We start from the raw sequence: 12,546 nt of genomic DNA, 5'->3' as shown, positions 1-12,546 counted from the left end.
GATCGACATGGCCGTGACCGGGACCGTTCCGCTGACGGCGGAGCACGCGACCGCGCCCAACACCTGGGTGCTGCCCGAGCACAAGGTCTTGTTCACCCACCTGGCGAAGAACGCGTGCACCAGCCTGAAGTGGCTCGTCGCGGAGCTCAGCGGGCAGGACCCGGAGCAGTTCACCAGCGTGCTGAGCTGCGAGGCGACGCCGCGCATGATGATCCACCACCGGCGGCTCTGGCACGACGTGCGCTCGCTCAAGCAGCTCGAGCCGGCCGAGCGGGCGGAGATCTCCCCGGCGAACGGCTGGTTCGTCTTCGCGGTCGTGCGCGACCCGCGCCTGCGGGCGTTCTCGGCGTGGCAGTCCAAGTTCCTCGTGGGCGACCCGGTCTACACGGGACGGAAGTTCGCCGGGGCCGAGTGGCTGCCGGACGCGCCGGGCTCCGTCGAGGACGTGGTCCGCGACTTCGCGCGGTTCGTCGAGGTGCTGCGGGACCCCCGCGGCCCGGTCCGCGACACGCACTTCGCGCCCCAGACGACGCGGCTGCACGAGGACACGATCCCGTACTCGCGCATCTACGACATCAGCGACATCTCCACGCTGCTGGGCGACCTGAGCGCCCACCTCGACGACGTCGGGCGCCCGCACGAGGTGTCCCTCGGCAGGGAGAACGACACCCCGCTCCGGGCGGCGTCCGAGGTGTTCGAGGGCGGCGTGCGCGAGGCGCTCGAGGAGATCTACGGCGCCGACCTCGCCCGGTTCGGCGACCGGTGGGACTTCGACCCGGTGATGCAGAAGCCCGCGCAGTGGTCGGCGTCGGACTTCCGCGACATCGCCGCCCGGCGAAGCCTCGGCGAGCGGATCACCACGCTGTACGGCATCGCCAAGGACGAGCGTGCCGCGATCAAGGACCTGGAGCAGGAGAAGGCCGGGTTGGTCCGCGCCAACAGGGACCTGGAGCGCAGCCTCGCGCAGGCGACGAGGACGCCGCTGAGGCGCGCCGCCTCCAAGGCGAAGCGGATGATGACGCGCTCCGGCGACTAGCCGTGCGGGGCGCTCGACGCGGCCCGGGGACGACCTAGAATGTCGTCGCCACCGCGGTGTGTCCGCGGGTATTCGTGGGGAGTTTCGATGGTTCGACCGGAGCGCAGGTGCGACGCACCGTCGTCCCCCGACACGTGCTGGCCTGCGCTCGGCGTCCCCGCGGCGCGACGGCGGTGAGGCGAGGGGGGCTGCTCCGCCGATGGGCCCGTCGAACGGCACGTGCGCTGCGCCCGGCACGGGTGGTCGGGCCGGACAAGACGTCCCTCGAGGTGGGCATCCGCGACGGTGAGGTCGTCGTCGAGGGGACCTCGGCGCGCCCTGGCTGGAAGGTCGGCGAGGTGTCCGCGGTCCTTCGCGACAGCGGCGCCGAGGTCCGGGTGCCCGCGAGCGGGCGCGAGACGTTCTCGGCGCGGCTGTCCCTGGACGAGCTGCGGCGGCGCTCCGTGCCCGGGGACGACGTCGCCGACCTGTGGATGCACCTGGTGCCGGCCCAGGGTGGCGCCGCCCCGGACCGGGGCGCCGGCGAGGCGCCCGCACCCGTCCGGCTCGGCAACTTCCGGTCGACGACGCGGGTCGACGTCGCTCGGTCGTCCGCAGCCGGCGCGGCCGACGACCGCCTCGCCGTGACCCAGAACGGCAACCTCAGCGTGCTCCTGGCGGGCGCCCCCGCACGCAAGTTCCTGATCGACGTGGACGAGCTGCGCCTGGGCGCCGACGGCGTCGCGCTGCGGCTGCGGGTCCGCGGCGCCGACCGGGGCGCCCGAGCGGCCCGTCTCGTGGCGGCCTCCCGGGAGACCGGGCGACGGTACGACGTCGACGTGCCCCTCGTGCCGCTGCCCGACGAGTCCCGTCGGGACCGAGGACGGTTCGTCCACCGCGGCGCCCTCGCCCTGCCGGTGTCCGCGCTCGTGACGCGCCTCGACCCGCGGGACGAGACCCTGGACCTCAGCATCGAGGTCGAGGACCAGGAGGGTCGGGTCCAGACCCGCCGCGTGAGCACCAGGGCGCACCAGGTCGCGCTCCGGCCCGGCCGGGCCGTCGTCGGGGGCGTCGTCACGCAGCTGCTTCCCTACGAGACCTTCCGCGGCGCCAACGTGTCGGTGCGCGTCGAGCGGATGTCGCCGGAGGTCTTCGCGTACCTGCGGCGGTGGACCCGCCTCGCCTGGCTCCTGCCGCTGGTCCGCCCGTTCCTCGGGATCTGGCTCGTCGGGGAGCTGCCGTACAAGGCGCAGGACAACGGCTATCACCTCTTCCGGTGGCTCCGCGAGCACGAGCCGAGGCGCCGCGCCTATTACGTCGTCGCCGAGGACGCCCCCGATCGCGCCCGGCTCGACGGCCTCGGCAACGTCGTCCTCCACGGCTCGCGCGAGCACGTCCGGGTGGCGTTCCTGGCGTCGCGGATCGCCGGGACGCACCACGCCGAGTACCTCCTGCCGTCGCGCCATCCGGCGGTCGTCGCCCGGGTGCGGGCCGTGCGGGTCTTCCTCCGCCACGGGATCTCCGGCACGAAGAACATGACGGCCAACTACGGGCGCTTCGCTCCGGGCTTCACCACGGACCGCTTCCACGTCAGCTCCGACCGCGAGTGCCGCGTCGCCGTCGACGCGTTCGGGTACCGGCCCGCCCAGGTGCGGGTGACGGGGCTGCCGCGGTTCGACCAGCTGCTCGCCCCGCTGGACCGGGACCCGGAGGGCCTGCTCGTCATCCCGACGTGGCGCGAGTGGCTGGGGAACCGCGACCGGTTCCTGGACAGCGAGTACCGCGCGCGGTGGCAGGAGTTCCTCGGCCACCCGCGCCTGGCGCGGGCGATGCGCGACGGGCTTCGCGTGACGTTCATCCTCCACCCGAACATGCGGCACTACGTCGACCTGTTCGACGTGGAGGGCGTCCGCGTGCTGCAGCAGGGGGCGGTCGACGTGCAGACGCTCCTGCGGGAGCACGCCTGCCTCGTCACCGACTACTCGTCCGTGGCCTTCGACTTCGCGCTGCAGCGGCGACCGGTCCTCTACTTCCAGTTCGACCAGGAGCGGTTCTTCGGGGACCAGGGGTCGTTCCTCGACCTGGACGCGGACCTCCCGGGGACGATCGTCACCGACGTCGACCGGCTGGTCGAGGAGGTCGAGACGACGGCTGCCGACGGCTTCGCGATGCCGGAGGAGCACTGGGCCCGCGCGCAGCGGTCGGTCCGCTACCACGACCGCCACAACTGCGAGCGGGTGGCCTGGTCGGTCCGCACGGCCGGGGGCCCCAGGGTCCTGTGGTGGCGATGGGTGGACCGGCGGACGGCCGTCCGGCAGACTTCGGGAGGCGGTGGGGCGTCGTGACCCGTGGAGGAAGGGAGCGGAGCGGCCCGTGAACGACGTGCATGTGAGCGACGTGGATGCGCCGAGACCTGACATCGCCCTCGTCTTCATCGTCGGTGCCAACCGGGCGGAGATCCTGGAGCCTGCTCTGGCCGAGCTCCGGAAGATGCCCCGCTTCCGTCGCGCCCCGATCGCGGTCGTGCACGACCCCGGCATGGACGTCCAGAAGGCGGTCTCTCGCCACGAGGTCGCCGCGGTGGAGTCGGCGTCGAACCTGAGCCAGGACCACAACATCGCAGCCAGCGATTGGCTGGCGGGCTCCGGTGCCCGGTACGGCACCGTCGCGACCCTTCCGCGCGCCGCCCACCTCGACGAGTGGTCCCGACACCTGTGGCGCGAGGTCGCACGGCTAGACGAGCTTGCCCTCACCAGCCCGACGCCCCTCCTGCTCTGGACGGACCGGGGGACGAAGCAGAGCGTGGCCCGCTACATCCAGCGGATGCTCACGGAGCAGGACGTGACGCGGGGATCGCTGCTCGCCGACTTCCTGGGGCGACTCGCGCTGTCCGCGGCGACCCCGTGGCTCGAGGCGCTGGACCCCGCCGACGGAGACGTCGAGATCATGGGGTTCCTGTCCGTCGCGTTCGGCTCGGACATGCCCGAACCGCCCTGGCGGTACCGCCTCGCGCTGACGGGCCCGTCGGGTGATGTCGCCCGTTCCGGCCCGGTGCCGCTGACTCCGCGGATCGGCAACCGCGGCGACGCGCAGTGGGCTGGCCTGCGCACACGGCTCGCGCTCGTCGGCACGGGGAGCGGCCACCGTCGCTTCGTCATCGAGCTCGACACCGAGGTGCCCGAGCTCCGGCTGCGTCGCAACCTCCGGCCCCGCGGCGGCGCGCTGATCAGCGCGCGGACGGTCGGGATGCACGCAGACGGGGACGACGCACCCGGGCAGGCAGGGACGACCACCGTCAGGTATCTCCTGCACACCGTCGGCGACGGGAACGCCGCGTTCCTCACCACGCAGGAGGGATCGGGGCTCTCGGCGCGCCTGCGGTGGGCCGGCATGCTGCTGAAGAAGGACGCCGGGTTCATCGCCCGGGGGTCTGCCGGTCGGCGGATGCGGTGGCTCCGCTTCGTCAGGCTCGTGACGCGACCGTTCTTCGCGGGTCGTGAGATCTGGCTCGTCGGGGAGCGGAAGGACACCGCGCAGGACAACGGCGTCCACCTGTTCCGGCACCTTCGGGAGTCGGGCCTGCGGCGCCGGGCCTACTACGTCATCGACCGGTCGAGCCCCCAGTACGACCGCGTGGCCCCGTACGGGCACGTCGTCGCCCACTCGTCGTGGAAGCACCAGCTGCTCCTGCTGCACGCCACCGTGCTGGCCAACGCCTACATGATCGGCTACCTGGTGCCGGACGGGTGGGACGTGAAGGAGTACACGCGCCACATCGTCTGGCGGGTCGGGGCGCTGCGCGTCTACCTCAAGCACGGCGTCCATCTCAGCCCGAACGCGGTGAAGCGCGGCACGACGGGCTACGACATCTGCCTGACGGTCATGCCGCGGGAGACCGAGGCCCTGCGGGCCGCGTCGGGTTACGACGAGCAGCTCGTCGAGGCGGGGATGCCGCGGTACGACGCGCTGACGCCGACCCCGCCCAGCCGGACCATCCTCTTCATGCCGACCTGGCGGAACTACCTCGCGATGACGTCGCTCCATGCGTCGCAGGACGGCGAGGTCCCCTACGAGGGATCGACCTACCAGCGGTTCATGTCGGATCTCCTGGAGAGCCGGCGCCTGCACGAGATGCTGGAGCGGTACGACTACCGGTTGACCTTCGTGCCGCACTACAACATGGCGTCCAGGTTCGAGGGGGCGACCGTGGCGGGAGAACGCATCGAGATCGCCGACACGGACACCGTGTCGTTCCAGGACCTGATCCGGGGGTGCGACGCCTTCGTCACGGACTACTCGTCGGTGCACTTCGACGTGGCGTACCTGGGGACCCCGATCGTGTACGCGCGCTTCGACGAGGAGGAGTTCGAGGGCAAGCACTCGTCGCCCACGTGGTTCGACTACGACCGGGACGGGTTCGGCCCGGTCGTGCGGACCCTCGACGACACGCTCGACGCGGTCGAGCGCCTGCTCGAGCGGGACTGCCGGCCCGATCCCGTCTACACGGCACGCATCGAGGCGGCGTTCCCACGGCGGGACCGGCAGAATTGTGCCCGGACCGTCGCGGCGATCGAGGAACGGATCCCCGCGCGGCCGCGGTGACCAGGCGTTCCGCGCCCATCGTCCCTGTCGACCGAGTTCGAGGAGCCATCGTGCCCAAGCTCTCGAGGACCAACGTCCTCACGTCTCTCACCGCGCTGGCCGGGGTGGTCGCCGCCGTCGGCTTCGCGGCCTCCAGCACCGAGCTGGGCGGTGCCGCGCTCGGCGTGGCCGCCGTCCTCGGGGCGGGGCTGGTCCACAGCGTCGGCCGCACGGTGACCGCGCGGATCGACGAGGGCACCGCACGGCTCGCGGCCAAGACCGACCTCGTCCTGGCGGGGCAGAAGAAGGGCCTGAAGGAGGCCGCCGCGCACGCGGAGCACGCCGACGCGATGGCGCGGCGCGTCGTCGCCGACATCGGCGCGGCGCGGCTGGAGGCCACCGAGCGTGAGGCCGGCGCCGCCCGCTGACCTACGGCGACCAGGTCGGGCCCGACGACCGGGCACCCAGGCCCAGCGCCTCGACGACCCGTCGCCCGGAGTCGGCGAACCGCTCGTCCGCCCACTGCCATCCGCGGCGCGACCGGTCGCGGAAGGCGGCCTGGTCGGCCCGCAGCCGTCCGACCAGGCCGGCGACCTCGTCGGGCGCGCACGCCAGCACGGCGTCGCCGAAGTGCGGGGCGAGCTCTGGCGAGACGACGGGCACACACCCCTCGGCGAGCGCCTCCTCCACCGTGCGCAGCGCCTCGGCCGTCACCGCCCGGGGGAAGGCGACGACGACGTCGACCTGCTGCAGCAGCTGCCGTGCGGTGACCTCGCCCGTCTCGTAGACGAGCCACTCGGCCGGGAGGACGGGGAGGGCCCCCTCGAGGACGCGGCGGCTCCCGAGAAGACGGACGTCGACCGTGCCGTCGACCGGGAAGACCTGTCGCAGGCGGTCGGCGCCGTCGGGCAGCGCGGAAAGCTCTCCGCCGAAGATCCAGCCGACGACCGGCCGGTCGCTCCGGAACCGGCGGGGCAGCCTCCCGGGCCACCGCGGCACGTCGAGGACGCGCGGGTACGCGTCCGCCCGCGCGGGATCGTCCGGGGCGATCCACTCCGGGGCGACGCCGAAGAGCGCCTCGGCGTTCCGGTCGCAGTCCTCGGCGACCCAGCGCACGCCGGGCCCGCCGGCCGTGCGCGGCCCCGGGTCCGCGACGACCACCACGCGGTCCGTGCTGAGGGACACCGGGCGAGACGTGGGGAACTCGAGGACGTCGGGCTGCCGGACGACGATCGTCGGCACGTGGTCCTGCTCCTCGAGGGACACGAACGTGAGCGTGCGGTCGGCGAGGGCGCGGCGTGCGGCGAGGGACAGGGGCGCTCGACGGGGCGCCTCGCTGAACGCGCTGCGCACGTGGACGAGCCCCACGCGCAGGCCCGAGCGTGCGAGGGCCGCCATCTCGGCGAGCGCGGTGCGCTGGGTGGCGCCGTCCATCGTCCAGTCGGCGACGAAGGCGACGTCGACCGCCTGCTCCGGGAGCCCGACGTCCCGCAGGAACGGTCGCGGGGCCGTCAGCGGGCGCCGCGTGACGTCCGCGGGGATCCGCGGGCTCGCCCCGGCCTCGATCTGCCGGTGCCAGTGGATCATCGCGGCGCGGTACTCCATCCGGGCCGGGTGCATCCAGCCGGGCCGGACGTCGTTGCGGGAGAGCGAGTCGGCCTGGAGCCGGACGAAGGCCAACGGCTCCTGCAGCTGCAGGCGGCGGCCGGGGAACACCGCCTCCAGCCGCAGGTCGAACTCCGTGTCGGCGCTCTTGCGCACCCAGTCGAAGCGGCCGACCGTGTCGAGGACGGAGCGCCGGAACAGGTGCGACGAGGCGTTGGCGTGGACCGGGTCGTTCCCCAGGCGCTGGAAGACGAGGTCGTCGTCGCACCGCAGGGAGCGGCTGAGCGTCCTCAGGAGGGACGGGTCCTCGAGGAGCGGAAGGACCTGCCGCTCGAGCCGCTCGGGGTGCGACCAGTCGTCGGTGTCCTGGAACGTGACGAACTCTCCGCGGGCCTCCTCCAGCGCGCGGTTGCGCGCCGCGTAGGTGCCCCGGTTGACGGGCTGGCGCAGGACACGCACCCGGTGGTCCAGGCCCTGGAGCTGCGCGAAGACGGGCTCGAACTCGTCGCCGGAGGCGTCGTCGACGACGAGCAGCTCCCAGTCCTGCCACGTCTGCTGCACGATGGAGCGCACCGCGGTGATCGACTCCGGTCCCGGCCGGTAGGCCGGCATCACCACGGAGATCAGCGGGCCCGGCCCCGCCGTCCGGGTCGTACCGGGCTGCAGGCGGTCGAAGGGGGTGGCGCCCTCCGGCGCCAGCCCGACCGGGGCGACCCCGAGGGCCTGGAGGTTGTCGTTGAGCCCGGCGAGCCATGACTCCGACCCGACGCCGTGCTCCAACCCGTGGAGGTCGAGCCGGAGGAACGCCCGCGTCCCGGCGTCGAGCGACGTCAGCAGGGCCGTATCGCGACGCAGGGTGTCGTCCTCGCCGTGAGCCCACAGGAGCTGGGCGAGGGCACGCCGGTCGGGGACGGACCAGCGGCGGACGGGGACGCGCCGTCGAGCGGCGGCGAAGAGCGCCAGCGCGTGCGGCACGTCGTCCTCGGTCGCCTGCTGGTGCCCGACCAGTCGGGCGAGCGAGCAGAGCAGCTCACCGGTCCGTCCGGGCTCCGTGCCGAGCAGGTCGGAGGACGAGGGATCGAGGGCCGCCCCGACGACCGCGGCGTAGTCGGCGTGCGGGTCGATCATCCGCGCGACGATCTCCCGGGCGGTGGGCGCCTGCATGTCGAGCGCCAGGGAGGTGACGCGGCCGCCTGAGGCCCCGAGGCCCTCGGCGTGCCGTGCCGCGGCGAGCACGACGTCGGGGTGCGTGACGAACGTCGTGGGACCCGCGCCCCCGGGTGCGCCGTGCTCGGTCCGGCGGCTCACGACGCGCGGGCCTCCTCGATCACGGGGGTGAGGCGTCGTTCGAGGATCGGGGTCGTGGACTTCACGTAGGTGCGGGAGAGGTGCGAACCCTGCCGGTAGGCGAGGATGTCACCGATCACCGGCGGGCAGACGTCGGTGCAGACCAGGTCGTTCATGTTGACGACGTCGACCGACGGCATGAGGTCGGCCGTCGCCAGCATCGCCGGGGTGCCGCTCTTGTCGAGCCCGGCCTCCTTGGAGAAGGCGCAGCTGGACAGGGAGTCCATGTACTCGGCGACACACTTGTAGACCTCCCCGTCGCCGGCCGGGAGATCGACCGGGTCGGGGTTGTCCGCGATCGCGATCACGTCGATCCCGGCGTCCTCGAGCGTCTTCCACGTGGACTCGAGGGCGTCGACCATCGCGTCCTGCGTCCGCTCGCCCGCGCTGTCGTAGGAGTAGCTCGTGGTCTGCGAGACCATGACCGCGTCGGGCTTCTCGTCGAGCACCATCTGCAGCAGCGCCTCGTTGTACTGCGTGCAGCTCACGTAGGGGTCGCCCTGCCCGTCGTTGATCTGCGCGCTCGAGAAGCCGCACGCGCTCTTGGTGGCGACGTCGAGCTTCCAGCCGTGGTCCTTCGCGATCGGGTCGAGCGCGTCGATCCACTGGAGGGCCTTGGAGTCGCCGAGGAGCATCAGGTGCGTCTTGCCCTCCCGGTCGCCGTAGGCGCAGGGCTTGGGGACGGCGACCTTCTGGTCCACCTGGCAGCCGCGGTCGTAGGCGTCGGGCTTGTCGGCGGCGGCGTCCTGGGGGAGCGGGGTGAAGCTCTCGACCGAGTCCGGGTTGGGGATCCCGGTGGCCTCGCCGTCCTTCATCTCGAGGCTCTGCGCGCCCTTGCCCTCGACGCTGGCGTTCGCCGGGGCGCTCGTGGGGGTGCCGCTCATGAGGAGGAGCCCGGCGATCACGGTGATGGCGGTCAGGTTGAGCCCGACCGAGAGGGTCATCCGGGGCGACCAGCGCTCCTGGGCGATCCGTCGCACGGGGTTCTCGACGAGCTTGTACGACAGCCAGGCGGGGATGACGGCGAGCAGCACGATGAGCAGCCCGCGCTTCTGGCCGAGCTCGCCCCACACCCAGGTGGCGGCGATGAGCAGCGGCCAGTGCCAGAGGTACAGCGAGTAGGACAGGCCGCCGAGCCACACCATGAGCTTGTTGCCGAGGAACCCGGGGGCCGAGCTGCTCGCCCCGGCGATGATCACGGCCGCGGTGCCGAGGACCGGGACGAGCGCCAGGGAGCCGGGCCAGACGGCCGTCTCGTCGAGGAGCAGCGCGCCGGCGACGATGGCCGCGATGCCGCCCCAGCCGAGGACCAGGGCGACGGCTCGCGGCACGCGGGGCCAGATCGCGACGCCGACGGCCACGAGGCCGCCGATCCCGAGCTCCCAGAGCCGGGTCGTGGTCACGAAGAACGCGTTGGCCGGGCTCTCGGTCGACATCAGGACGGACCAGAGGAACGACGGGACCACGATCAGGCACAGACCGGCGGCCATCACGATCCGCGCGGGCCAGTGGAACCGCCGCGCCAGGAAGGCCACGACGACGAGCAGGAGCGGCCAGACGATGTAGAACTGCTCCTCGACGGACAGCGACCAGAAGTGCTGCACCGGCGAGACGCTGACGCCCTCCGCCAGGTAGTCGACGGCGCGACCGGCGAGACGCCAGTTCTCCACGTAGGCGGCGGCCGCGACGATGTCGCCGCCGAAGACCCTGCGGTCGACGATGCTGCCCACGAAGAACACCAGGGCGGCGGTGACCGCCAGGACGAGCGCCGCGGCGGGCAGGAGCCGTCGGGCTCGGCGGGCGTAGAAGCGGATCATCGACACCCGGCCGCTCCGCTCCAGCTCGCGCACGAGCTGGCCCGTGATGAGGAAGCCGGAGATGACGAAGAAGACGTCCACGCCGATGAAGCCGCCGGGGATGAAGACGATCCCGGCGTGGTAGAGCAGCACGCTCCCGATCGCGATCGCGCGGAGTCCCTCCACGTCGGGGCGGAAGCGCGTGGCGCGCGGAGCAGCGCCGGAGGTCCCGGCGGAGGCCGAGACGTCCGGGACGGCGCGCGAGTCGACGGTCATTCGAAGGCTTTCGTGCAGGGGGCGGGCGGGCAGTCGAGGTTACTCATAGGACAGCACCTCGGAGGCGTCACACCACGAACGCACGGCGGTCGCGCAGAGGACAGCGATGCTTCGTTCGCGCATGGAGCTCCTTCGGCGTCATGAACCCGGACTCGGTGAGGGCCTCCCAACAGGGCCCTCACCGGTCCTCGCCGGTCAGAGCCGGATGGCGTCGGGGTGCGTCGTCGCGCCCTTCGTGTCGAAGAAGCGCACCGACTTCTCCGCCAGTACATCGACATCGTAGGCGCTGTGGTTCTGCACCAGGATGACCAGGTCCGCGTCGAGGATGGCCGTGTCGAGGTCCGCGACCCGGTCCAGGACCTCACCGTTGACGTGCCACTGCGCGACGTGCGGGTCGTGGAACACCAGGTCGGCGCCCTGGGCCACCAGCGCCCGAGCGACCGCGACCGCGGGCGACTCCCGCTGGTCGGCGATGTCCGGCTTGTACGTCACGCCCAGCACCAGCACCCGCGAGCCGCGCATCGCCTTCGCGTCCTCGTTGAGGATGTCCTGCGCGCGCCGCACCACGTACGACGGCATCGTCGCGTTGATCTCCTGCGCCAGCTCGACGAACCGGAACGGGTAGCCCAGGCGCGAGCGCACGTTGTGGCTCAGGTAGTTCGGGTCGATCGGGATGCAGTGCCCGCCCACCCCGGGGCCGGGGTAGAACGCCTGGAACCCGAACGGCTTGGTCTTGGCCAGCCGGATGACGTCCCACAGGTCGATGCCCAGCTCGTGGCAGAACCGCGCCATCTCGTTCACCAGCGCGATGTTGATGTGCCGGTAGGTGTTCTCGAGCAGCTTCGCCGTCTCGGCCTCGCGCGCACCCTTGGCGACGACCACCGTGTCCACGAACCGCGAGTACAGCGCCGCGGCACGCTCCGTGGCCTCCGGGGTCAGCCCGCCCACGACCTTCGGCGTGTTCTTCATGCCGTACGTCGGGTTGCCCGGGTCGATCCGCTCGGGCGAGAACGCCAGGTGGAAGTCCTCGCCGCACCGCAGGCCGCCCTCCTCGAGGATCGGCTTGAGGACCTCCTCCGTGGTGCCCGGGTACGTCGTCGACTCCAGCACCACGACCATGCCGGGCTCGAGCACCCCCGCCACCGTGCGGGTCGCCGCGATCACCGCGCCCAGGTCCGGCCCGCCGTCCTGCCCCAACGGCGTCGGCACGCAGATCACGACGGCGGCCGCGCCACGGATGTCCTCCACGTCGGCGGTCGCGCGGAACCCCGCCTCGACCATCGAGGCCACGTCCGCGTCCGAGATGTCGTCCACGTGCGAGCGGCCCTCGTTGAGCGCGTCCACGACCGGCGTCGTGACGTCGAAGCCGCGCACCTGGAGGCCGGCACGCACCGCCTCCCGGGCAAGCGGAAGTCCGACATAACCAAGGCCGATCACGGCAAGGTCGAGAGGCATGGGGCCCAGGTCCTTTCGATCTGTGGTCGAGCCCGGGAGGAAGCATCCTCGAACGGGACCAGGCCACGGCGGTGTGTGAGGTGCGCCGGGGACCGCGGGGGGGCGGAGCTCCGGTGAACGCCGTCTGAACGGCTGAATGTCGTTGGAGAGGATACCCGCCTCCGCGGGGGCGCCGGGTACCCCCTTCCGGCCCCGTGCGCCGGGGAAGCATCGCCAAGCGGACGAACCGCTCGCGGTAGGCGGGACCGTGGACGGGACATGGCGTGGAGACGTCCGGGACGTGCCGTGAAGGCCTGGCCCGCGGCGCGCCCGGGACCGGGCTCGACTGCGCCCGTCACCGGTCGGCGGGCTATCCTCCGAGGCGGTCCCCACGGGACGTGTGCGCCGGCCTGTCGGGCTGCGACGTCTCGAACTGCCACGTCTCGAAGTGCCACGTCTCGAACCGCCACGTCGGGACCGACCCGATCCTGG

General features: G+C 72.5%; 7 protein-coding genes. 4 read left to right on the top strand and 3 right to left on the bottom strand.

Translation table 11 applies throughout. The features are described from left to right. The first annotated feature begins 7 nt into the window (after positions 1 to 7). From ACFQ8T_RS11705 to ACFQ8T_RS11690, 4 genes are all read left to right on the top strand, one after another. A complete protein-coding gene (locus tag ACFQ8T_RS11705; RefSeq protein WP_430546704.1) occupies positions 8 to 1,036 on the top strand; it encodes a sulfotransferase family 2 domain-containing protein in 1,029 nt (342 codons plus the stop codon). A gap of 338 nt (positions 1,037 to 1,374) precedes the next feature. Further along, entirely contained in the window at positions 1,375 to 3,360 is a 1,986-nt protein-coding gene (locus ACFQ8T_RS11700; RefSeq protein ID WP_430546703.1) for a CDP-glycerol glycerophosphotransferase family protein, read from the top strand. 43 nt (positions 3,361 to 3,403) lie between these two features. Next, on the top strand, positions 3,404 to 5,617 hold the full coding sequence (locus ACFQ8T_RS11695; protein WP_430546702.1) for a CDP-glycerol glycerophosphotransferase family protein: 2,214 nt from the start codon (positions 3,404 to 3,406) through the stop codon (positions 5,615 to 5,617). Between the two features lie 50 nt (positions 5,618 to 5,667). Beyond that, the gene (locus ACFQ8T_RS11690) at positions 5,668 to 6,024 is read left to right on the top strand and encodes a hypothetical protein (RefSeq protein ID WP_430546701.1); all 357 of its coding nucleotides are present in this window, start codon (positions 5,668 to 5,670) and stop codon (positions 6,022 to 6,024) included. A 1-nt stretch (position 6,025) separates the two neighbouring features. Here the strand turns inward: ACFQ8T_RS11690 and ACFQ8T_RS11685 are convergent, their stop codons facing one another. The 3 genes from ACFQ8T_RS11685 to ACFQ8T_RS11675 form a co-directional block, all read right to left on the bottom strand. Further along, positions 6,026 to 8,509, bottom strand: a complete 2,484-nt coding sequence (locus ACFQ8T_RS11685; protein WP_430546700.1) for a glycosyltransferase family 2 protein — start codon at positions 8,507 to 8,509, stop codon at positions 6,026 to 6,028. Further along, positions 8,506 to 10,620: an acyltransferase family protein gene (locus ACFQ8T_RS11680; protein WP_430546699.1), complete on the bottom strand. Its 2,115-nt coding sequence runs from the start codon at positions 10,618 to 10,620 to the stop codon at positions 8,506 to 8,508. Before ACFQ8T_RS11680 ends, ACFQ8T_RS11685 begins: the two co-directional genes overlap by 4 nt. Before the next feature lie 195 nt (positions 10,621 to 10,815). Next, positions 10,816 to 12,075, bottom strand: coding sequence for a nucleotide sugar dehydrogenase (locus ACFQ8T_RS11675; protein ID WP_430546698.1), 1,260 nt, complete (start codon positions 12,073 to 12,075; stop codon positions 10,816 to 10,818). Positions 12,076 to 12,546: the final 471 nt, after the last annotated feature.

Source organism: Isoptericola sp. NPDC056618 (genome assembly GCF_042792715.1).
Taxonomy (GTDB): Bacteria; Actinomycetota; Actinomycetes; order Actinomycetales; family Cellulomonadaceae; genus Isoptericola; species Isoptericola nanjingensis.
This window is presented reverse-complemented; position numbering and strand designations above follow the sequence as displayed.

Coding starts and splice junctions, on each gene's coding strand:
- ACFQ8T_RS11675 (WP_430546698.1), bottom strand. CDS start 12,075: ATGCCTCTCGACCTTGCCGTGATCGGCCTTGGTTATGTCGGACTTCCG.
- ACFQ8T_RS11680 (WP_430546699.1), bottom strand. CDS start 10,620: ATGACCGTCGACTCGCGCGCCGTCCCGGACGTCTCGGCCTCCGCCGGG.
- ACFQ8T_RS11705 (WP_430546704.1), top strand. CDS start 8: ATGGCCGTGACCGGGACCGTTCCGCTGACGGCGGAGCACGCGACCGCG.